This window comes from Paenibacillus sp. NFR01 (assembly GCF_900111565.1).
GTDB lineage: Bacteria > Bacillota > Bacilli > Paenibacillales > Paenibacillaceae > Paenibacillus_AQ.
The window spans coordinates 138,821-160,402 of the sequence record NZ_FOIK01000008.1; the positions used below are offsets into that span (position 1 = coordinate 138,821).

Sequence of the window (21,582 nt, forward strand, 5' to 3'; positions counted from 1 at the left end):
TGTTGTCCCTCCACACCGGCCGCTCCCGCGGGCCGGCGCTAAATTTGCTCGGATCCGCAGCGCGAGCACCACATGGAGCCTTTCGGTAAATCGGCCCGGCAAATCTGGCATTTGACCATTTCCCGACCTACCGCCGCCGTCTCGGCTGGTTCTTCCTCCTGCTCCACCGCATGCCAATCGCGAATGCGCCGGTCCAGCTCCAGCTGCCGTTGCCGTTCGCGTTCCAGCTGCTCTTCCCGGCGGCGATGCTCGCTCTCGGCCGCAGCGCCCGCATACGCCGGCACTTCAGGCTCGCCCGCGGAGAATGCCTTGGCCTGGACTTGCACGGACGGGTCGTGGCGAAGCGCGAGTTCTTTTTCCTCGTCGGTTAATTCGTCGGCGCCATAGAACTCATCCTCGTCGCGTTCATCCCCGTAGAACACTCCGGCAACGACAGGCGGAGCCGACGACTCCCGCTTAGGCGCGAACGCCTCGAGCTTGGCACCGCAAGCCGGACAGAAGTTGGCATCGAGCGGAACCACTGCCCCGCAGGTGCAGATCCGTTCATTCTTAATCTCGGCGATCCGCAAACGCAGCTCTCCGATTCTATCCTGCAGCTTAAGGCAGCCCCGTGCCAGCTCGACCATCGGCCCTTCGGCAGCGGACATGTCCTTGGAGCGGTATCCATCGAAAAAGATCTTTCCCATCTTCATGAATTCAAGTTCCATCTCACGCTCAACATCGGAAATTTGGCTATTCAGCTTTCCGACCTCTACCGAGCTTTGCGCTTTTTCACTCACCCGGCTGGCTCCGTCCTTAATGCGTTTCAAAAAATCCATCGTAAGTTCCTCCTTCTCCAGAGTGAGAACTGCTCCGCAAAAAGCGGAAACGTGCTTCTATCATACCAAATGTGCCGGATAGATTCATTATTTGTCGCAACGTGTATGTTACTTATAACGAACGCCGGACAGTTAAACGAATACGGGAGGGATCTTCAGATGCCCGAAGAGGAAAAACAGCGTTATTATGTATCCGTAAACCACAGCCTGATCCAGCATGAGCGGAGCGATTCCAGCGAATACGAGGTGCTATTGGACCGGGACGGGCTGGGCAGGCTGCAGGATTTGCTGAAGGCACACCGGGAACGGGAGGACGAGACCTTTCGCCGCGCCTTTGTGCCCTTCAAATCGGCCGATCACGATCAGGCGGCGGAGCAATTCGACGAGCAGACCGTCCGCCTGTTCAGCTTTTTGTACGAAAGCGGTACGGAGGATACCCGCCGGAACATTGCCGGTTCAGGCCTTCTGCCCAAGCTGAAAAATACCGGCTACGAGGACCCCGGCTATGACGGGGGTTCGCCGCTGAACAAATGACCACGGCTTAAAGTACAATAGCTGATACGGAAGCGGCAGGGGAAGGTTTCCGGGTCGCAGAAAAAAAACAGCCGCAGACGGACGCCCCGTCCTTTGCGGCTTGTTCGCGCCTGGCGCGAAAATTATCTCGATTTCAACAGGTTGGTCCATGTCCGCCCGCCGTCGCCGGTGGTGTAGAACACCATGCTGCGTATGCCGTTGTTGGCGATCTCCAGCGGCAGCAGCCCTTGCTTGGCCCCGCGCCGGCATCTATGATTTCCACGTTCCATCCGGCCCATCAGCCCGGCGCGCCGCCGCTTCCGCGGCATATCGCATAATCAGCCGCAGCCCCTCCTGGGGCTTCAGCGGCGGCGGCAGGATGGCCCGCCACCCTTCGTCCGGCTCGCGCCGCTGGGCAGCCGACGGGAACGGCCGGGACTCCAGCGAGTGAAACATGGCCCCCGGCTCATGCAGCGAGCCTTCGGCGGCGGCTTCCGCCAGCCATTCGCCCGCCGGACTCGGCGGGCCTTTGCGCTCCAGCTTCGCCAGCTCCGCGGCCAGCAGCTCGGGGTCTCCTTCCCCTTCCCGCTCCAGTGCCGCAGCCCACGCCGCAAAAACGCGGTCGGCGTTCGCCTTAGGATGCGGCTCCAGCAGCGCAAGCGCCGTAATCTCTTCCTCGGCCGGCGTTTTCGGCTGATTATCCGAGGTCAGCTTCTCCATGTTCCCTCCTCCTCTCCGGCAATGCCCGGAATGCAGAATGCTACAGCCAATCCTGGCCCTGGAGCTCGACCAGCTCCCTCAGCTCCTGATTGGACATTTCGGTTAACCAATGCTCGCCGGAGCCGATGACCTGCTCCGACAGATTTTTCTTGCGTTCTATCAGTTCGTCGATCCGCTCCTCCAGCGTTCCCTGGCAGATCAGCTTGTGGACATGAACGTTTTTGCGCTGGCCGATCCGGAAGGCACGGTCGGTAGCTTGGTTCTCTACCGCAGGGTTCCACCAGCGGTCGTAATGGACAACATGGTTGGCCCGGGTCAGATTGAGCCCAACGCCGCCCGCTTTCAACGACAATACAAAGATGGACGGGCCTTCCCCTTCCTGGAATGCCTGCACCATGGCGTCCCGCTCGCGTTTGGCGATACCTCCGTGCAGGAAGAGCGGCGGCGTGCCGTAACGTTTGCCGAGCCGCTGCACGAGCAGCTCGCCCATCGCCACGTATTGGGTAAAGATCAGGACCGATTCGCCCAATTCGGCGATGCCGTCCAACACCTCATACAGCATCTCCAGCTTGCCGGACGGCTCGCCGCGCGCAGTGCGCCCCTCTTCTCCCCGGAGCAGCTGCGGGTGATCGCAGATTTGCTTCAGCCGGGTCAGCGAGGACAGCACCACGCCTTTGCGGGCGATGCCGGTGCGCTCGCCGATCAGGCCGAGCATTTCGTTGACCACACCCTGATACAACGCTGCCTGGGTTTCGGTCAGCGGACAATACGACTTCAGCTCCAGCTTGTCGGGCAGATCCTTGGAAATGTCCGGATCGCTCTTGAGCCGCCGGAGCAGGAACGGCGACACCAGCCGGTGCAGCTCCGGCAGCCTCCCGTCGCCGTCTCCAGAAATGTATCGCTGGCGGAAAGCATGATAAGAACCGAGATACCCCGGATTCAGGAAATGGAAGATCGACCACAGCTCCCCGAGCCGGTTCTCTACCGGCGTTCCCGTCATGGCGATGCGCCGCGGCGCCGCCAGCTTCATCACGCTTTGCGCCTGCTTCGTACGGTGGTTCTTGATATACTGCGCTTCGTCCAGCACGACGGTCGACCAGCGCACCGCCGTGAGATCGTCGCTGTCCCGGCCGGCCAGGTGATAGGTGGTGAGCAGGATATCATGCGCCGCCGCAAGATCGGCAAAGGTCCGGCCGCGCTGCCGCCGGCTGCCGTGATGGATATGCACCTTCAGCCCCGGGGCAAAGCGCTGCAGCTCCCGCTGCCAATTGCCGAGCAGCGAGGTGGGGCAGAGAATCAGCACCGGCCCGGACTCTCTGCCGAGCGATGCGGACTGCGCCTGATCCAGCAGGCAGGTTATGACCTGGACGGTTTTGCCGAGGCCCATATCATCGGCCAGACATACGCCGAAGCCAAGCCCGACCAGCGCCGCCAGCCACTGGTATCCCCGTTCCTGGTACGGACGCAGCGTTCCGTTCAGCGTAGCCGGGATGCGGCGAGGCGGCGCGTAACCGCCCGCCCCGCCGTGGATCAGGGATGCCAGAAGTCCGGCGGTCTCCATGCCCATGACCTGGATGCCTTTAAAGCTCCGTTCGTCGTCATCCTCGGCCTGCAGCCGCAGCCAGTCCGCCGCGGCCATCTCGCCGCTCTCGTGGCGTTTCATATATTTCAGGACCTGCCGGACCTCCTTCGGGTCCACCTCGATCCATTCTCCGCGAAATTGTACATACGGTACGCCGGCATCGGCCAGCGCCTGCAATTCGTCTTCGCCCAGCGACAGCCCGCCGAGCGAAGCCTCGACACGGAAGGAGACCAGCGCCTCCATGCCCAGCGCAGCTTCGGTTGCCGCGCTCTGCTCCGGAGGCAATGCCATGCGCATCCGCATGCCGACCTTGCGCCGGCCTTCGCGGCTCCAGCGGGACGGCATCTGCACCGTGATGCCGTGATCCCGCAGCGGCTGCAGGCTTTCCTTCAGGAAAGCGTACAGCCGCTCGGGCGCCAGCCGCGTTCCTGCCGGCGCCGGCGCATCCAGCGCGGCGCGGATATCCGGCGACAGCGCCGCTGCCCGTCCCAGCGCCGCCAGCAGCTGCCGCTGGATGCCGGCGTAGCGTTTGCCCCAGAGCGTGAAATCCCGCTCTTGGCTGGCCCACACGGCCGATGCCGGGAGCCAGAAGCCTCCCTCCTCCCGGCATTCCGCCCAGAAGCTGAGGTTCCACGCTTCTCCGTCCTCCTCCGGCGGTTCCAGCCGGAGGCCGAGGCTTAGCTGGCCGCTCTGCTCGGCTTCCGGCCCCGGCTTCGGAACGGGAGCCGCCGCCGCGCCGTTTACCGCGGCAAGCAGCTCCGCCACCTCTGCCGGCGTCCCCTGTGCCGGAAGCTCGCGGCTGCCCGTCAGCAGCCCGTTCCACCACAGCTCCGTCAGCGGGGAGCGCCCCCGGCGGTATTCGGCCTTGTAACGGCCGAGCTCGCTCTCATGCTCGGCGACCGTCCGTTTGAGCTCCGCTGTAATGATCGCCCGGAGAAACGAATACAGCACGTAGGCTCCGGCCTCCTCCCGCGAGCCCGCCTCGCCATCCTCTGGAGCAAACGAGCCGAGCGCAAGAACCGGCATCGCCGCCGCCAATTGCAGGAATCGCTCCTTGTCCGCATCTCCGCGCAGCAACGGCGACCAGATCGCCAGCGCCGCCTGCTCGCCGCCGCGGCGGCGAACCCCCGCCGTCCGCTGCAGCTCCGCGCCCGGCACGATGGCACCCGCGCCGATCAGCTCCAGTGCGAACCGGGCGGCGGCGGCCCAATACCGCAGCTCGCCGCCCGGTTCCAGTCCTTGCTCCCGGCACAGCCGCTCGTCCCAGGCCAGCAGCAGCTCCAGTGCCTCGCGCGGTCCAAGGGCAAGCCCTTCGAGCGTGCGGCCCGGCAAGCTGCGGCGCTGCGCCCGGCCTTCAGCCGGCGGCTGGACCGGATACCGGACCTCCGCCAGCCGCAGGGCAGCCCCGGCCAGCGGGCGCATGCCTCCCCGCAGCGCAAGACGTCTAACGACGCGCGTCCAGGCGTCCACTTTCGGTTCCGAAGTTTCGCCGGAGAAGAGAAACAGAACCTCCCCGAGCCAAATTGCATACAGATGCTTACTCATTGATGATCTCCTGACCACGAAATAATCTTCATCCCTCCATCTTATACGAAAAACAACGGTTTTAAAAACATTTCTGCAAGATTTCACCGTATTTTGCACAGAAAAAAGTACAGTCCGGAGAAATCCCCTCCGGACCGGACATCATCGGCTATTCCCTTCATTCCCGTCCTTGGCGCGCACCTTCAGGGTGCCCCCTTCCGGACGATCCTCCACCTGGACGAGAAATCCCCCGCTTTCGCCCAGACACCAGCCGGTTTGGCCGGCATCCAGCTGTTCGAGCGTTCTTCGCTTCATTCCGGCGATGCCTTCCGGCTGGAACGCAGAGTAACGCAGCTCAAAGCGCAGCGTCTCCCGGCGCGGGCGGAATGCACCGGTCTGGTAAGACCAACGGAACGTTAACCCGTCGCTCTCCCCTTCGGCAGCGACATCAAGCACCGAATATTCGCCTTTGCGGTATGCAAAGCTGTGACCGTCGTCTTCATAGAGGCTGAACGCCGCACGGAAATCCTCGCTTGTTTCCGCCCCGTACAGCTGGAAGGTGATGGCGTCGCCGTTCTCCTCCAGAGCATGCTGCTTCAGCGGCCCTTCAGCGATAAAGCTGCCGGCCTTGACGTACATCGGCATGACATGCAGCGGTGCTGCCGCCAGAATGTGGACTCCGCCCTCGAAGGCTTCCCCGTCCCAATAGTCGAGCCAGCGCCCTTTCGGCAAATAGACCGAACGGTGCTCCGTATCCGGACGGTATACCGGCGCGATCAGCATGTTATCGCCGAACAGGAACTCGTCGCACAGGTTAGCCACATAAGGATCGCGCGGATATTCCAGCACCAGCGGCCGGATGACGGGCAGTCCGGTCGTCTCCGCCTCGCGAAACAGATTGTAGAGCTGCGGAAGGAGCCGGTAGCGCAGCCCGATAAATTCCCGCAGAATACGCTCCACCTCTTCCCCGAACGACCAGGGCTCCTGGCGCAGCGTGCCGATGGAGGAATGGTTGCGGCAATACGGGAAGAAGACGCCCATCTGCGTCCAGCGCACGAGCAGCTGCGCCGAGGTATGATGCGCGAAGCCGCCGATGTCCGGGCCGGCAAACGCAAGACCCGACAAGCCCATGTTAAGCACCATTGGCATGGCCATCGCCATATGCTCCCAGAAGCTGCGGTTATCGCCGGTCCAGACGGCCGCGTACCGCTGGATGCCGGCATAGCCGGCCCGCGTCAACACGAACGGGCGCTCGCCGCCGAGCTGCTCGGCCAGGCCCTCATAGGTTGCCTTGGACATCATCATACCGTACAGGTTATGGTACTCCTCATGCGTCACGGGCCGCCCATTGTTGAAATGCATGACGTCGAGATCCTTCGTTTTGCTCTCGTTAAACACCGCCGGTTCGTTCATGTCATTCCATATCCCCTGAATGCCCAGATCGGTATAGAACTTATGGAGATCGCCCCACCATTCGGCGGCGCGGCTGTCGGAGAAGTCGGGAAATGCGCTCGTACCCGGCCAGACCTCGCCAAAGAAAATATCTCCCTCAAGCCGCCGGCAGAAGTGCTTATTCAGCACGCCTTGCTGGTATACCTCGTAGCGGGGGTCTTTTTTGACGCCGGGATCCACGATAGGGATAATGCGCACGCCTAGTTCCCTAAGTTCGGCGATCATTTTCTCCGGTTCCGGGAAATGAACGGGATCAAACGTAAACACCCGGTACTCGTCCATATAATGAATGTCCAGATAGATGACGTCGCAGGGGATGCCCTTCTCCCGGAACGTGCGGGCGAGCTGCAGCACCTCCTGCTGGTTCATATAACTATATCGCGACTGATGGTAGCCGATGGCCCATTTCGGCGGCAGAGCGATTCGTCCGGTCAGCGTCGTATAACGTTTCACCACGTCCTTCATTTCCGGCCCGTTGATGAAATAAATGTCGTATTCCCCGGTATCGCAGCCGATGGTAAAGGCGACGCCATGCGAGCGCATGTCAAAATCGCTGCGGCCCGTATTATCGAGGAACAAGCCGTAGGCGAGATCGCCGTGCATATGGATCAGCAGCGGAATCGTTTCGTATAATGCCTCGATTTCCGGCAGATGGGGCGCAAAGACGTCGGTGTTCCAGTTTGTATATTTTTCGCCGCGTTTATCGAGAAAACTGGCCTTCTCCCCAAGTCCGTAGAAATGTGAGTCCGGCTGCATATCATATTCGGCATGGCTGGCACCGCGCGGATTCCAACTGGTCAGGTTTTGCTGCATGACGGTTATTCCCTGGTGATTCTCCACACGGATCAGGAACGTGGCCTTGTCGATGATGAGCCGGATGGCCCCGGTCGTAAAGATCAGCCGCTCGTCGTCCTCTTCCTCCGGGAACAAATGCGGGATGCAGCATTCCGCAAGCACTGCCGGGGAGGTCGTCAAATCCGGCACGCTGCCGCGGAACACCTTCATCCGGAACATGTCGTCGCCCAAAAATAAAAAGGCAATGCCTCCGCGCTCCCCCCGGCAGATGTAGACATTCTCCGAACGTTCCCAGGATACCAGGCTCCCCGGCGTATTCCAGGTCTCCTTCAATACCAGCGGCCCCATTTTTTCCGGCCGTATCGCCTCGCTGCTCTCCATGCGTCATTCTCCCCCTTCGGCCGCTCCCGGCAAAATCATAATATTACTTATATACCCCGACTTGCCGGAAGACTATCCATAAAAAATACAAAGGCCGCCAGCATGCAGCTGGTCGGCCTATGAGCATCATTGACTCGGTTATTAAGCGGAGCGGCAGCGGGGAACTTGCTGCTCAAAAATAAATTCCGCCGTTCATGCCCTGGCATGAACGGCGGAATTTTCGATGCTCCCGATCCTTGCCGGATCGTGAACGCGTTTATTTTTTACGGGCGATTGCTTCGATTTCCACCAGTCCGTCTTTCGGCAGACGGGCCACTTCCACGGCGCTGCGCGCCGGATACGGCTCGGCGAAGAAGGTGCTGTACACCTCGTTGACTGCGGCAAAATCGTTCATGTCCTTCAAGAATACGGTTGTTTTAACGACATGGTCGAGCGAAGCGCCGGCTTCCTCCAGAATCGCTTTGACATTGCTCAGCGATTGACGGGCCTGCTCCTGTACGCCTTCGGCAAGCTCTCCGGTTTCGGGGTTAAGCCCGAGCTGTCCGGAAGTGAAAATCCAGTTCCCGTTTACGATCGCCTGGCTGTAAGGTCCGATAGCCCCGGGCGCCGAGGTCGTCGCCACCTGCTTTTTGCTCATGATTTCGCTCCTCCTGTTATGTACATTCGATTTATTATCCATTGTACGCGGGGGCCTTTGCCGATGCAAACTTTCCGTACCTTTACCGGCCGCCCAGCGCAAACAATACATCGTTCGGGTACACATGCGTTCCGCCGGTGCCGGCCCTCGCGATATTGGCCATCGCCCGCGCGACCGTCGCGGCGGGAACCGCACGGTAGCGTGCCAGAAACCGCGCAAACAGCTTGTCCAGTCCTTTCATGGCCACAGCGGATACCCGTTCGCCGAGCCGGAATTCTTCGCGTTCCCCCAGCAGTAGCGAGGGGCGGAACAGGTGAACCGCGGGATACCCCGCGTTCATCACGCCCTCCTCCATGTTGCCCTTGGTCCGGAGGTAGAAATTCCTCGACGACGCCGAGGCTCCCATCGAGGAGACCGCCAGAAACTGCCTGGCGCCTTTGGCCCTCGCCAGCCTTGCCGCCGCAAGCGGATATTGCAGATCCACCTTTTCAAACTGCTCCTGCGAGCCCGCCTTTTTGATCGTCGTGCCAAGGCAGCAGAACACCTCGGTAACGCCGGAGAAGCTATCCCCGTAATCCTCCAGCCGTTCCCAATCGATGACGGTCTGCGTCAGACGGGGATCGTTAAGAGGGAGCGTGCGGCGGACCAGCACCCGCACCTCCTCCCACCCGCCTCCGCTGAGCAGTTCTTCGATCAGGGCTTTCCCCACCATGCCGGTGGCTCCCAGCACTAACGCGATTTTGGCCATAGTTCCTCCCCTATTCGTCCTTGAGAATGCGGCGGCCGGGCAGCAGCGCGAGCAGGATCATCACGGCGCCGACCGCAAGCTGCATGCCGTACACCTGAATCCAGTGCGGCCAGCCTTTAATCCCGTCGTAAATCTGGCCGCCGATAAGCGGTCCGAAAAAGGCGGCCAATCCGGTAAGCGCGGAATACATAGCCATGTACATCGGCCGCTCTTTTTTGGGGGTATCCCCGATAATGAAATTAAAAGCAAGCTGGTTAAACCCGCCGACGCCGACGCCAAACACGATATGGGCGGCAAACAGGACCGGCAGCAGCGGAAATACCGACAGCAATCCCCACAGCAGCGAAGAGACGGCGATGATCGGCAGCGTGAACAGCAGCAGCCGTTTATTGCTGTACCGGGCATTCAGATTGCCCCATAAATAAAAGCTGGCCATCATAAACACCGTCTGCGCCACGTTCAGCAGCGACAGCGTTTCATAGTTGATATGCAGAAGCTGCAGCATCACGTACGAGTAGAGCGGAACTGTGAGATTCTGCAGCAGCAGCCAGGCAGACAAAAACAGCGTCGAGCGCATAAACAGCTTATCTTTCAGCGGTTTTTTCAGCATCGGCAGAAATTCCGTCTCTTCCGACTTCTCGAACGGAACGTCCGGATAGAAGAAAAAGACGGCGATATTGGCAAACGCAAAAACAGTCGCAATGATGTAAAGAATCGCAAAGCCGTGGCCGCCGGGGTAACGGTCCAGGATCACGCCGCCGCCGTACAGGACCAGACTGCCCAGCGCATTGAGCAGCGTATTGCGGATGCCGAAATAGCGCCCGCGAACTCTCGCAGGCACGAGGTCGCTGATCACGGAGTTCCACAGCACCCCGCCCGCCGTACCGGCGATAAAAGCAATCGTATACATAATGATGAAGGTCGCGACTCCGTACTCTTTCGGGACGGCAAACGGAATGATTCCGGTCAGCGCCCACAGTAGGCGGTGCAGCGCGACAAAAGTCACCATCGTCCACTTGCGGCTGCGCAGCCGCTGAATCAGGAACGCTACCGCAATCTGGACCAGATTGACAAGCGTAGTAAGCGCAAGCACAAAACCGATTTCCCCGGAGCTTGCCCCCAGGTACAGCAGATAGCCGGTAAGAAACTGTCCTTGCAGCAGAACGAGAAAGACCGTGGCCGGCACGCCTTCAAGCGTGGCGGTATAAAGATTTCTGCGGTGAGCCGACGGCTTGCGGAAAGGCCTGGGGCGCTTTGCAGTGAGCCGGTTTCTAATGATGTCCATGAAGCGTAACTCTCCTTATGATGCGGGCTTTGGCTCCATTCTACTCCGCAGCAAGGCCGTGTCAATCAGCCGGAATTCCAAAGATTATTGGAGCGGTAAATAGAGGGAAAAGAGACTTCCTTCGCGCTCCTGGCTCTTCACCGTTATAAATCCGCCAAGCAGCCTGGCCAGGTCGCTGCTGATCGAGAGGCCCAGCCCGGTGCCGCCGTATTTGCGGCCGATAACTTGGTCCGCCTGCCGGAACGCCTCAAAGATAATGTCATGTTTGTCCGGCGCGATGCCGATTCCGGTGTCCTGGACATCAAAGACAAGCCAGTTCCGCCGGAGGGCACCCTCCCTCCGCTCCTCGGTCCGCACGTTCAGCTTGACCGAACCATCGGCGGTGAATTTAAAGGCGTTGGACAGCAGGTTCCGCAAAATTTGCTGCACCCGCTTCGGATCGGAAAGAATTACCTCCGGCACGTTTTCCCCAAGCCCGACCTCAAAATCGAGACCCTTCTGCTTGGCCGTAACCTGGAACTGCAGCGACAAGAGCTCAGGAATCTCCCGGACGCTAAGCTCTTCATAGACAATATCGAGTTTGCCCGCTTCTACCTTGGACAGATCAAGAATATCATTAATAAGTGCAAGCAGGTCTTCGCCCGAACGGTGGATGATTCCGCCGTATTCGGCCAGTTCCTCGGGGGTCAGCGCGCCGTCGTTCTCTTCAATTAACTGGGACAGATTGATGATGCTGTTCAGCGGCGTCCGCAGTTCATGCGACATATTGGCCAGAAACTCCGATTTGTACTGCGAGGCTAGCATCAGCTGTTTGGCCCGGTCCTCCAGCACAATCTTGTTTTTATGCAATTCTTCGGTCTGGCGCGACAACAGCTCATTGGCCCGGACGATCTGCCCGTTGCGCAAATTGTCCAGATAAAAGTCGTGGATGATGAAGGCAAACAGAAAACTCAGCAGCAGCCCGGCCGGGAACGTGACCGGAAAAATCTGCGTTATGTATTGATGAAAGGGAATAACGCCGAAAACGCTGATATTGACGGCATTCATCAGATTAACAACCACAATGGTAATGAGGCCTTTGTAAACGGTCGTAAACCGGGAGCGTCCCAGCCATAGGGCTAGTCCCGCGCAGATGAAGCCAAGGAGCGACAGATTGAGCACGCCGGCCACCGCCGCTTCGGTTACGCCGAAGGTCAGCCGCATAACTCCGATTCCGGTACCTACTATTATAAGGAAAAAAGGCTGAGGATAAGCCAGCGTGGAAATGATGAGAGGAACGAAACGCAAATCCAAAATCACATGTTCATCCAGCCGGTAGCCGAAAAACGAACTGACCCAGCCGCCTAATATCGCCAGGAGCACCCAACTGATTTTTTTCACCCGGTCGGGCGCGAAAGCAATCGTATGTTTATAGATTAAATTGGCAATGAACGCCAATGTGATCAACAGAGCCGTATTCACGAAAAAGATTTTCAAATATTCCATAGCTTCACTCCTACCGCGATGTTGTCAGAATGTCCATATGCCTATAAGAATCCCTTCACTCCATACTACCATAAAGCGCTTAGTAAAATCATGGAACTTGAGAGTTATAGACGTTTTATGACAGCAAAAAAGCGCAAATCAACGTTGATTTGCGCTTCGCGGAAGCCCCAAGGAATCCGCGTGTGTCTATCCCGATTATTTATGAACGCTATGAACCGCTCGTTCCCAGTTACGATATTCGGTCTCGGCGTCATCCTTGGTGTGACCGTACCGCTCCTGAAGCTTGCCTACGAGCTTGTCCTTCTCGCCATCAATGATATCAAGGTCGTCGTCGGTAAGCTCTCCCCATTGCTTTTTGGCTTCACCCTTCAGCTGCGTCCATTTGCCCTTCAGCACGTTGTTGTCCATGATGCTCATCTCCTTTGCGGGTCCATTTGGCAGTTGCCTGTACACAATCACACATTACCCGGGCCGATTAGCCTTGAAACTGCAAAAAACGTGGGACACGATTCGTCAAAGCCGGACACATTTTGTCACATAATAGTCTATTAAGCAGGTATCCAGAAATTAAAATATTCGCTATAATACAGATGGGAAACGGAAACTTACGTTTTAAGTGATTATTTTCACATGAGTTTCCCGGTCATTATGCTAGAATGCCTTCGGAGCAAAAACGGGTTGTTTAAAATTTTTCCTAATGTTTACTAATATATGTCATAGTCTTGCAACAAAAAAAGAGTCCGCCCTTATTGCATAGTGATAAATGTCATTTATCAAGTGATATTTATCACTTCCAAGTCTATTAAAATGTTTTACATTTTAATATATATATTTTAAACTAATTTTGGAGGTCATCACCCATGAAAAAAGCTTCGATTATCTTGGCAAGCGCCATGGTTCTAGGCACGCTGCTCGCAGGTTGCGGCAACAACAACAATAACGCTGCTAACAACGCTGCGGCAACGAACGCTCCTGCCGAATCCGCCGCTCCTGCAACCAATGCCGGCAACGCTGCGGCAACTGCAGAAACTGGCAAATATCAAGACGGAACATACTACGGAACTGCTGATGCCGATGCAGAAACCGGCTGGCAATCCTTCGTTATCCTGACTGTTGAAGGCGGCAAGATCACCAACGTTGACTGGGACGGTTTCAACACCAAGACTGCAGGCGATCTGAAAAAGAAATTCTCCGAAGACGGCAAATACGGCATGAAAGCCGGCGGCGCTTCCGCTGAATGGCATGAAGAAGCAAACGCTGCTGCCGCTTACCTGGTTGAAAAACAAGATCCGGACGCAATCACGCTGACAGACGACGGCCACACCGACGCAGTATCCGGCGTATCCATCCACGTTGCCGACCTGGTAACCGCATCGAAAGCTGCTCTGGCTGCTGGCCCTACCCAATTGGGACCTTACAAAGACGGCGGATACTTTGCTGAAGGCGAAATGGACGCTGAATCCGGCTGGAAATCTACTGTAGCCATTACCGTTGCAGGCGGCAACGTTGTTGCTGCTAACTTCAGCGGCGTGAATGCAGCAGGCGACGATAAGAAACAATATTCCATTGACGGCAAATACGGTATGAAAGCCGGCGGCGCTTCCGCTGAATGGCATGAAGAAATCGCCCTTGCCGAAAAGTATTTCCTTGAAAATAAAGGCGCTGCTCCTGCATTGAAAGACGACGGAACCACAGACGCGATCTCCGGCGTATCCATCCATGTAGGCGAATATTTCTCCCTGGCAGAAAAAGCACTCGAAGGCGCGAAGTAATCCATCGCTATCCTCTTGCAGCTAATCAGACGAACGAGGTGAGTTTCTTTTGAAGAAAATAGTCATTTTAGGCGGCGGCTACGGCGGCGTCCTCACGGCTAAGAAACTGGCAAAGAAGTTTAAGAACGACAAAGAAGTAGAAATTAAGCTGATCGACAAAAATCCATATCACACTCTTTTGACTGAGCTGCACGAGGTTTCTGCGAACCGCGCGCCTGAGGATTCGATCAAGATTGACCTGAAGAAAATTTTCGCCGGCCTGAAAGTGGATGTTGTGCTGGACGAAATTAAGAACATCGATTTCAGCGGCAAGAAGCTGGCTTCCGAAAAAGCCACATACGCTTACGATTACCTGGTTATCGGCACAGGCAGCAAGCCGACGTTCTTCGGAATTCCAGGAGCGGAAGAGAACACCTTCCCATTCTGGTCTTATGATGATGCCGTTGCGCTGAAACGCCAAATTCGCGATATGTACACCAAAGCGGCTAAGGAAAGAGATGCAGCGGTTCGCCGTTCCATGCTGACCTTCGTCATCATCGGTGCAGGCTTTACCGGCGTCGAGCTGGTCGGTGAAATGGCCGAGCAACGCGATGAACTGTGCAAAGAATTCTTCATTGATCCATCCGAAGTACGGCTGATCGTAGCCGATATGGCGCCTAAGGTTCTGCCGATCCTCCCGGATAAGCTGATCCAAAAAGCCGAGCAACGCCTCAAGAAGCTCAACGTTGAGATCGTTACCGGCGCAAAAATCACCGAAGTGGGCGAAGGTTCCGTAGCGCTCGGCGAGAAAAACGTCGTTGATTCGCACACCATCGTCTGGACTGCCGGTGTAGAAGGCTCCGAACTGGTTGGCACGCTGAACGATGTTCAACAACAAGGCCGCAAGCGCATTATGACCAACGAACATCTGGAAAGCGTCGACCACAAAAACGTGTACGTGGTTGGGGACAACATCTTCTTCATTCCTGAAGGCGAAACCCGTCCGGTACCGCAAATGGTTGAAAATGCCGAGCAAGCCGCTCCGGTGATTGCAAACAATATTACAGCCGACATTAAAGGCACGGCTAAAAAAGCATACAAACCTGGTTTCCACGGAACGATGGTATCGATCGGCAGCCGTTACGGCGTAGCTAACGTCGGTCTTCCGGGCAAACTGTTTATGCTGACCGGCTTTATGGCGATGCTGTCCAAACACTTCATCAACATGTTCTACCTGTCTCAGGTAGTTGGTTTCAACAAAGTGTGGACTTATATGATGCATGAGTTCTTCCATGTGGAGAACCGCAAGAGCTTTGTCGGAGGTTACTTCTCCAGACGTTCCCCGAACTTCTGGCTCGTACCGCTCCGTATGTTGCTCGGCGGCATGTGGCTCTATGAAGGTATCGACAAGCTGAGAAAGATCTGGGATGATCCGAACAAGATCTTCCTCATTCCGGCTCCGCCGAATGCTACCGATGCTGCTTCTTCCGCCAGCCAGGCGGTTGATGCCGTAAAAGATACCGTTGACGCTCAATCCGCGGCATCCGCCGTTTCGACTGCTAAAGAAGCGGTTCAAGCGCTGTGGGTTCCAGGATGGATTTATGACATCACCAACTGGTTCATGGATCTGATGTTCTACAATAACGACGGAACGTACACGTTCCTCGCCAAATGGTTCCAAATCGGCATGGTTTGTGCCGAAATCGTTCTGGGTGTAATGCTCATCGTTGGTCTCTTCACAGCTATCGCTTCGATTGCGACCATCGGACTCGCCGTTATGATCTGGTCGTCCAAGATGGCGTCGACGGAAATGCTCTGGTACGTTGGGGCGGCTATCGCCTGCATCGGCGGCTCGGGCAGCGTCTTCAGTCTTGACTACTATGTTCTCCCATGGCTCAAAAAGCAGTGGAAGAAGATACCGCTCGTCCGGCGTTGGTATTTATTCACCGACTGATATTAAACAAACTGCATATAGTTGAATAGAATGTACCGAAGAGTAATGTGTCCATGCGACACATTACTCTCCTTATTTAACAGGGCGAATTCATGAATGGTTTTGTAAAGGAGAGAAGCTTGTGAACAGACAACTGATTGAGGATACCTTCCGGCTGCTTCAGGCTGAACTATCACCGATTGCCGGAATTAAGCTGCAACTCTCTCCGGCGTCATGTGAGCGGTTTATTGAGATTCTGGAACGCCATGAACTTGACGAAACACGCAAAATTCATTTATTGGGTATATACATGATCCTTGCCGTGGCGATCCAGCGCCACAGCGAATGCACCTTGCATCATCCGGATCTTGTCCGGAACATTTTGGACGGAGATTACCTTTACAGCTTTTACCTTCAATTCGCGGTTAATCACCGGGAAGTGGATTTAGTGGCGTATATGGCTCCTTCCCTCAAGAAAATGCAAATCAAACGCTCAAATGGCGATTTCTTGGAATGGAACCCTGCCGATCACATCGACGCCTTTTTGCTTCAGGAACGCCGGCAGGGTAGCCGCACAAGCAAAGCCATTTGACAGGTGGGAATGACGATGAAGCTGCACGAAGCCTTGAATATTGATCTTGACGATATCAACCGCGAAATCGAAAATCTTGTTCTACGCGACCGGGATGTACCCAGACAGTCACCGCTTGCGCAAAGCATTCTTGAGCTTGCCCGGTCGGGCGGCAAACGGCTGCGGCCGCTGATGGTGATCGTCGGCGGCCGTTTTGGCCGCCGTCCGGAGAACAAACGCACCCTGCAGCTTGCTGCCGCCGCCGAGTTCATCCATGTCGCCTCGCTGATCCATGATGACATCATCGACGGTGCCGAACTACGCCGCGGCGAGCCTGCCGTTCACACCAAAACCGGCGTTCTTTCTGCCGTGCATATCGGCAACTACATGTCGGCCAGGGTCATTGAGCTCTTAAGCAAGTACAGCGCCGACAAAGACCGCTACGTTCACGATCTCTCATCCGTTGCAACCGCTCAGCTTGCGCTCGGTGAATACCAGCAGATGGAGCACGCCTTCGACTATGATATGAGCATCGATGACTACCTGGAGAAATCACGCAACAAAACGGCAGTGCTGATGGCCACCTGCCTGCGTGTAGGCGCCCTGTCTACCGAAAGCTCTGAGCAGGTCGCCGATGCGCTGTATACCTTCGGCGAGGTGCTCGGCATGTCATTTCAAATCCAGGATGACCTGCTCGACTTTACGCAATCCGCCGATGTGCTCGGTAAGCCGGCCGGCAGCGATCTGCGGCATGGGCAGGTAACCCTCCCGGTGCTCTTCGCGCTGCAGAATCCTGCGCTGGCACCTGCGATCCGCAAGATCGGACCGCACTCCGGGGATGAGGAAATCGCCCGGGTGCTGAAGCTGATCACAAGCAGCGATGCGCTGGCCCGCGCGGAAGCCGTGAGCCAGGATTATCTAAACCAGGCGAGCGAGATCATCCACAGGCTCTCTGCACATCCGGCGCATGCCGACCTGCAGACGCTGCTGCGCTTTTTTGCCGGCAGAGACCGATAAACAACCACATAAAGTGGAGCTGGGGCTTCGAGTCAGGTACTTTGTGGGGACCTCGATAAACAGATTAGTTCTTTATATTAAGCCACTCCGCCCCTTATAAGGGCGGTTTTTTTATTAGGTTCATGCAAAAAGGGGACATCCTTAAGGCCGTTATGGCCTTAAGGATGTCCCCTTTCGATATACCTCCGCTCTTAGCGGACATAGAAGAAATCAATCAGCGTACAGGTCAGGATAACCATACTGATCACCTGATTCAGATTATAAGAGGCCACTTTCATCATTCGGCGGTTCGTCGGCTTGATGATTTTATGCTCGGTCATCAGCAGCAGTGTAGCAATGCCGATGCCGACAAGGTACATCCAGCCAAGGTCGCGCCACAGGTACAGGAAGAGCAGCAGCAGCACCATAATGAAGTGCAGTCCCTTGGCGATGCGCAGCGCATTCTCCAGGCCAAAGAAGCTGGGGATCGACCACAGCCCGTGGCGCCGGTCGAAATCGATATCCTGCGTGCCGTAGATGATGTCAAAGCCGGCAATCCAGAGCATGACGACCGTACCGATGACGAACGGCGTAAAGGCGATGTTCCCCGTAACCGCAAACCAGGCGCCGATCGGCGCGGAGGCAATCACAAATCCGAGATACAGATGGCTCAGGAACGTAAACCGCTTCGTATAGGAATACGTCGAGATCAGAACAATGGCGACCGGCGAAAGCACCAGGCACAGCAGATTCAGCATGCCCGAAGCGACGATAAACAGCGCGTAATTGACAATAATAAAGATGACAACCTCTTTGGCCTCAAGCAGCCGCTGCGGCAAATGGCGATGCGCCGTGCGCGGATTTTGCCCATCGAACGTGCGGTCCACCAGGCGGTTAAAGGCGTTGGCACCGTTGCGCGCACCGATCAGGGCGATCAGCCCCCACAGCATCATATGCCCGGAAGGCCAGCCGCCGGCGGCCCAGATCATCGAGATTACCGCAAACGGCAGCGAGAACAGCGTATGGGAGAACATCACCAGCTCGCTGAACATCTTCAGCTTCAGCGCGGTTGTTTTGAATGCATTCAGAATTGCCATATCAATCTTCCTTTGCGAGTAATTCCAGCACTTCGTTCAGCGCTTCCAGCAGTCCGTCGACATTCTGCTCTGTCACGACAATCGGCGGCTGGAACGCCAGCACATTGCGGCCGATGCCGTTTTTACCGATAATGTAGCCGCGATCCTTCATGGCTTCCAGCACATCGTCGGTGAAGACAGCCGCTGCATTGGCATCCTCCGCCCGAAGCTCGGCGCCGAGCATGAATCCGGTACCGCGCACATCGGCGATTCGCTGCGGATAACGCGTCATCAGCTCCTGCAAACCGCTCTTCAAGCGCCCGCCGAGCTCCGCCGCACGCTGCGGCAGGCTCTCGCCTTCAATGTAATCCAGTACGGCCAGCGCCGTCGCCGCCGAAACCGGGTTACCTCCGAAGGTGGAGGCGGACGGACGGTTCAGCGAACGTGCGATTTCATCCGTCGTGGCAAAAGCGGCGACCGGCACGCCGTTGCCCAGCGCTTTGGCCATGCTGATGATATCGGGAACGACGCCGAAATGCTCGATTGCGAACATTTTGCCTGTACGGCCGTAGCCGGTTTGAATCTCATCATCGATCAGCAGGACGCCATAAGCTTCCAGCAGTGCTTTAACCTCACGGAAATACCATGATACCGGCATAATCATCCCGCCGTTGCCCTGAATCGGCTCTACGATCATTGCGGCGATGGAATCCCCCTTCTCCTCCAGCACCCGACGCAAGCTGTCCAGCGAGCGCTGCGCAGCTTGTTCGAGGCTCAGATTCGGATCATACGGACGTTCGATAAAGGCCACGTCTTCGTCCAGATAATCGTCGGTTCTCCACATCTGAAGCCCGGTCACGCTCATCGTCAGGTTCGTCCGGCCGTGGAGGCCGCCGTCCAGCGCGATAAACCCTTTGCGTCCGGTATGCATTCTCGCCAACAGCAGGGCGCCTTCATTGGCTTCTGAGCCGCTGTTAACGAAGAAGGTCCGCCGCAGACCGCCCGGCAGCAATCCCGCCAGCCGTTCCGCCAGATCCACGTTCGGCTGGGTCAAATAGATCGTCGAAGTATGCTGCAGACGCTGCAGCTGTTCGATCGTGCGCGAGGTAATCGCAGGGTTGCAGTGGCCGCAGGCAACGACCGAAACCCCTGCAAAGAAATCGGTATATCGGTTTCCTTTTTCATCAAACAGGTATTGCATGCTTCCGCGGACGATTTGCGGCGCATCGCGGTAAAAGTGGGCCGTGCACGGGAAAAATGTCTCTTTCCGCTTGGCCGCCACCGCTTCTCTTCCGATATAAACTGGTTCCGCCATCCTAAATCCCTCCGCTTTCTTTTGTGAAATAAATAACGTAAACGGGTGCCTTCAAGGTTTAATCGAACTGCAGAGACCCCAGTGTAAAGCCGGCATATACAGGCTGCAGGGCGCCTACAAGCGATTCTCTTGTTGTCGTACCGTTAATCGCCGTTTGATATTCCGTAATGACACGGCGCAGTTCCTCCAGGCCGTAAGTAGCCGCTTCGATTCGGAAGCATGCAACGCCGAGCCCCTTCAGCTCCTCAATGACCGGCAGGTAGCACAGCTCTTTGGCAAACAATAAATGATTGCGTCCGTATTGGTCACGGTACACCGGATTTTCGCCTTTATCGGTCTTCAGGACAAGCACATCGTTGCGGGTATAGAAATTATCCTCCTCGCCGATCGGCTCCATCACTTCGGTATTCTCGAACAAGTCGTGCTCCATATACATGAGTGCCGGCGTTCCGTGCACAACGACCTCCAGCGGCAGGTCGCAACGGGAGACGAAGGACGCGAAATGATCTTTGGTCATCTCCGGCGAAACCGTCAGCTGCGAAAGCCCGAGGCCGGAATACAGCGCCGCGGAGAGATGGTTGTACACGTTTAGGTTCGCATCGCCGATCATCGGATAACCCATGCCCTTGAAGCGGCGGATCGCGCCGAGATTCGTAACAATCAGTCCGTCAATCGGCAAACGAGGTCCGCTGAGCAGATGATCATATTGGGCAAAATGCAGCTCGGTCATCATGCGCGGCATGCCGAGATACAGCTTCGTTTGGCCTTTGCGCGCGCCGAGATCGATAATCTCCTGCTTGGTAAACGGACGATCCGGCTGGAACACTTCTCCCGGCAGGTAGAGGCTGTCCACGCCCAGCTCCAGCGCAAGATTGGCTTGTTCCATATTGTTGACCCGCACAGCCAGCTCCGGTTTATGCTGCTGCGTTTTTTGGCTTTCGGCAAAACGCTCGCGCAGCTGCTCCACCCGTTTCTCGGACAGCTCGCGTTCGGCGGTCGGCGTACTGAATACTTTGCCCGTGCTGTAGAATTTGCCTGTGCCTTCATAGCGGCGGTTGATATTCGACAGGCCCGGCTTCCCGAAGGCGTAAGCGGTGGAGAAGTCGCGCTTGCGGTTGTCGAACAGCAGCTTGGTGTCCACGCTCCGGTCAAAACCGACCGGATCGTCGATATAGCGGTCCAGAGCATCGCCATAGCTGTTGACCAGCATGACCATAAACTCCTTGTCGCGCATCCGGCCTTCGATCTTAAACGACGTAATGCCCGATTCGATCAGCTCCGGAAGATGCTCATACATAAACATATCTTTAACGGCCAGCGGATACTCCGTCGGATAGATGAAGCCGTCCTTTTTGATCCGGTAATCCCAGCGGCAAGGCTTCATGCATTTGCCCCGGTTGCTGCTCATGCCGAACACCTGCGAGCTGAAGTAGCAGTTGGCGCCGTGCACCGAGCACATATCGCCATGGATGAAATATTCCAGCTCCATCCCGCTCTCCTGCCCCAGCAGCTTGGCAGTCTGCAGATCCATCTCCCGCGACGTCACGCAGCGGGTCACGCCGAGCTCGCGCAGCGCGTGGATCATCTCCAGGTTGTGCACGTTCATCATGACTGAAGCATGTACCGGAACGGTCAATCCCATCGAGCGGATCAACTCAAGCACGGCCATATCCTGCACGATCAGCGCATCCGGACGGACCTCGTCCAGGAACAGCAGATAGGCGCGAGCCTCTTCCACATCCTCTTCGCTGAACAGATTGTTTACGGTAACATATACTTTTTTATCCAGGCTGTGGGCGATCTTGATCGCTTCCCGGATTTCGTCATGCGACAAATTGTAGCCCTTGCGCATCATCCGCATGTTCAGCACCGGACCGCCGAAATACACGGCGTCGCAGCGCGAACGGATGACGTCCTCAAAAATTTCAAACGTGCCTGCCGGCGCCAGCAATTCAATTTCCTTGCCATTAAAAAAACGTGCCATTCCTGTTTCCCCCTAA

At 56.7% G+C, this 21,582-nt stretch carries 18 protein-coding genes; 5 read left to right on the forward strand and 13 right to left on the reverse strand.

The features are described from left to right. Window positions 1-38: 38 nt before the first annotated feature. Window positions 39-818 carry a zinc ribbon domain-containing protein gene (locus BMW84_RS22965; protein ID WP_091072560.1) on the reverse strand — a complete coding sequence of 260 codons (780 nt, stop codon included), beginning with the start codon at window positions 816-818 and terminating at the stop codon, window positions 39-41. A gap of 159 nt (window positions 819-977) precedes the next feature. Between BMW84_RS22965 and BMW84_RS22970 the strand changes: the two genes are divergently transcribed. Further along, window positions 978-1,352: a hypothetical protein gene (locus BMW84_RS22970; protein WP_091072562.1), complete on the forward strand. Its 375-nt coding sequence runs from the start codon at window positions 978-980 to the stop codon at window positions 1,350-1,352. Between the two features lie 122 nt (window positions 1,353-1,474). On the opposite strand, the gene BMW84_RS24885 is transcribed toward BMW84_RS22970, so the two are convergent. From BMW84_RS24885 to BMW84_RS23010, 9 genes are all read right to left on the reverse strand, one after another. Then, window positions 1,475-1,621, reverse strand: a complete 147-nt coding sequence (locus BMW84_RS24885; protein WP_175499017.1) for a hypothetical protein — start codon at window positions 1,619-1,621, stop codon at window positions 1,475-1,477. Beyond that, the gene (locus tag BMW84_RS22975; RefSeq protein ID WP_091072564.1) at window positions 1,602-2,051 is read right to left on the reverse strand and encodes a hypothetical protein; all 450 of its coding nucleotides are present in this window, start codon (window positions 2,049-2,051) and stop codon (window positions 1,602-1,604) included. The genes BMW84_RS24885 and BMW84_RS22975 overlap by 20 nt, the downstream gene beginning before the upstream one ends. A gap of 40 nt (window positions 2,052-2,091) precedes the next feature. Then, window positions 2,092-5,178, reverse strand: a complete 3,087-nt coding sequence (locus BMW84_RS22980; RefSeq protein WP_091072566.1) for a DEAD/DEAH box helicase — start codon at window positions 5,176-5,178, stop codon at window positions 2,092-2,094. Between the two features lie 141 nt (window positions 5,179-5,319). Further along, window positions 5,320-7,785: a glycoside hydrolase family 31 protein gene (locus tag BMW84_RS22985; protein ID WP_091072568.1), complete on the reverse strand. Its 2,466-nt coding sequence runs from the start codon at window positions 7,783-7,785 to the stop codon at window positions 5,320-5,322. A gap of 256 nt (window positions 7,786-8,041) precedes the next feature. Beyond that, window positions 8,042-8,422, reverse strand: a complete 381-nt coding sequence (locus BMW84_RS22990; protein ID WP_091072570.1) for a RidA family protein — start codon at window positions 8,420-8,422, stop codon at window positions 8,042-8,044. A gap of 82 nt (window positions 8,423-8,504) precedes the next feature. After that, window positions 8,505-9,170 carry an NAD(P)H-binding protein gene (locus tag BMW84_RS22995; RefSeq protein WP_091072572.1) on the reverse strand — a complete coding sequence of 222 codons (666 nt, stop codon included), beginning with the start codon at window positions 9,168-9,170 and terminating at the stop codon, window positions 8,505-8,507. A gap of 10 nt (window positions 9,171-9,180) precedes the next feature. Continuing rightward, window positions 9,181-10,455, reverse strand: coding sequence for an MFS transporter (locus BMW84_RS23000; RefSeq protein WP_091072575.1), 1,275 nt, complete (start codon window positions 10,453-10,455; stop codon window positions 9,181-9,183). A gap of 84 nt (window positions 10,456-10,539) precedes the next feature. Further along, entirely contained in the window at window positions 10,540-11,940 is a 1,401-nt protein-coding gene (locus tag BMW84_RS23005) for a sensor histidine kinase (protein ID WP_091072576.1), read from the reverse strand. A 195-nt stretch (window positions 11,941-12,135) separates the two neighbouring features. Next, window positions 12,136-12,348 carry a CsbD family protein gene (locus tag BMW84_RS23010; protein WP_091072579.1) on the reverse strand — a complete coding sequence of 71 codons (213 nt, stop codon included), beginning with the start codon at window positions 12,346-12,348 and terminating at the stop codon, window positions 12,136-12,138. Between the two features lie 452 nt (window positions 12,349-12,800). Here BMW84_RS23010 and BMW84_RS23015 point away from each other — a divergent pair, with 452 nt between their 5' ends. The 4 genes from BMW84_RS23015 to BMW84_RS23030 all read left to right on the forward strand — a co-directional run bounded on the left by BMW84_RS23015 (window position 12,801) and on the right by BMW84_RS23030 (window position 17,212). Further along, the gene (locus BMW84_RS23015; protein WP_091072582.1) at window positions 12,801-13,712 is read left to right on the forward strand and encodes an FMN-binding protein; all 912 of its coding nucleotides are present in this window, start codon (window positions 12,801-12,803) and stop codon (window positions 13,710-13,712) included. 49 nt (window positions 13,713-13,761) lie between these two features. Beyond that, on the forward strand, window positions 13,762-15,645 hold the full coding sequence (locus BMW84_RS23020; RefSeq protein ID WP_091072584.1) for an NAD(P)/FAD-dependent oxidoreductase: 1,884 nt from the start codon (window positions 13,762-13,764) through the stop codon (window positions 15,643-15,645). A gap of 121 nt (window positions 15,646-15,766) precedes the next feature. Beyond that, window positions 15,767-16,216, forward strand: coding sequence for a hypothetical protein (locus tag BMW84_RS23025; RefSeq protein WP_091072587.1), 450 nt, complete (start codon window positions 15,767-15,769; stop codon window positions 16,214-16,216). 15 nt (window positions 16,217-16,231) lie between these two features. Further along, a complete protein-coding gene (locus tag BMW84_RS23030) occupies window positions 16,232-17,212 on the forward strand; it encodes a polyprenyl synthetase family protein (RefSeq protein ID WP_091072590.1) in 981 nt (326 codons plus the stop codon). A gap of 191 nt (window positions 17,213-17,403) precedes the next feature. On the opposite strand, the gene BMW84_RS23035 is transcribed toward BMW84_RS23030, so the two are convergent. The 3 genes from BMW84_RS23035 to BMW84_RS23045 are packed head-to-tail and all read right to left on the reverse strand — an operon-like array spanning window position 17,404 to window position 21,566. Then, window positions 17,404-18,288, reverse strand: a complete 885-nt coding sequence (locus tag BMW84_RS23035) for a UbiA-like polyprenyltransferase (RefSeq protein WP_091072592.1) — start codon at window positions 18,286-18,288, stop codon at window positions 17,404-17,406. Window position 18,289: 1 nt separating this feature from the next. Continuing rightward, window positions 18,290-19,582, reverse strand: a complete 1,293-nt coding sequence (locus BMW84_RS23040; RefSeq protein ID WP_091072595.1) for an aspartate aminotransferase family protein — start codon at window positions 19,580-19,582, stop codon at window positions 18,290-18,292. Window positions 19,583-19,640: 58 nt separating this feature from the next. Continuing rightward, a complete protein-coding gene (locus tag BMW84_RS23045) occupies window positions 19,641-21,566 on the reverse strand; it encodes a peptidase U32 family protein (RefSeq protein WP_091072596.1) in 1,926 nt (641 codons plus the stop codon). Window positions 21,567-21,582: the final 16 nt, after the last annotated feature.

Excerpts from the sequence above, each read along its gene's own strand:
- BMW84_RS22965 (WP_091072560.1), bottom strand. The coding sequence starts at position 818 with ATGGATTTTTTGAAACGCATTAAGGACGGAGCCAGCCGGGTGAGTGAA.
- BMW84_RS22970 (WP_091072562.1), top strand. The coding sequence starts at position 978 with ATGCCCGAAGAGGAAAAACAGCGTTATTATGTATCCGTAAACCACAGC.
- BMW84_RS24885 (WP_175499017.1), bottom strand. The coding sequence starts at position 1,621 with ATGGAACGTGGAAATCATAGATGCCGGCGCGGGGCCAAGCAAGGGCTG.
- BMW84_RS22975 (WP_091072564.1), bottom strand. The coding sequence starts at position 2,051 with ATGGAGAAGCTGACCTCGGATAATCAGCCGAAAACGCCGGCCGAGGAA.
- BMW84_RS22980 (WP_091072566.1), bottom strand. The coding sequence starts at position 5,178 with ATGAGTAAGCATCTGTATGCAATTTGGCTCGGGGAGGTTCTGTTTCTC.
- BMW84_RS22985 (WP_091072568.1), bottom strand. The coding sequence starts at position 7,785 with ATGGAGAGCAGCGAGGCGATACGGCCGGAAAAAATGGGGCCGCTGGTA.
- BMW84_RS22990 (WP_091072570.1), bottom strand. The coding sequence starts at position 8,422 with ATGAGCAAAAAGCAGGTGGCGACGACCTCGGCGCCCGGGGCTATCGGA.
- BMW84_RS22995 (WP_091072572.1), bottom strand. The coding sequence starts at position 9,170 with ATGGCCAAAATCGCGTTAGTGCTGGGAGCCACCGGCATGGTGGGGAAA.
- BMW84_RS23000 (WP_091072575.1), bottom strand. The coding sequence starts at position 10,455 with ATGGACATCATTAGAAACCGGCTCACTGCAAAGCGCCCCAGGCCTTTC.
- BMW84_RS23005 (WP_091072576.1), bottom strand. The coding sequence starts at position 11,940 with ATGGAATATTTGAAAATCTTTTTCGTGAATACGGCTCTGTTGATCACA.
- BMW84_RS23010 (WP_091072579.1), bottom strand. The coding sequence starts at position 12,348 with ATGGACAACAACGTGCTGAAGGGCAAATGGACGCAGCTGAAGGGTGAA.
- BMW84_RS23015 (WP_091072582.1), top strand. The coding sequence starts at position 12,801 with ATGAAAAAAGCTTCGATTATCTTGGCAAGCGCCATGGTTCTAGGCACG.
- BMW84_RS23030 (WP_091072590.1), top strand. The coding sequence starts at position 16,232 with ATGAAGCTGCACGAAGCCTTGAATATTGATCTTGACGATATCAACCGC.
- BMW84_RS23035 (WP_091072592.1), bottom strand. The coding sequence starts at position 18,288 with ATGGCAATTCTGAATGCATTCAAAACAACCGCGCTGAAGCTGAAGATG.
- BMW84_RS23040 (WP_091072595.1), bottom strand. The coding sequence starts at position 19,582 with ATGGCGGAACCAGTTTATATCGGAAGAGAAGCGGTGGCGGCCAAGCGG.
- BMW84_RS23045 (WP_091072596.1), bottom strand. The coding sequence starts at position 21,566 with ATGGCACGTTTTTTTAATGGCAAGGAAATTGAATTGCTGGCGCCGGCA.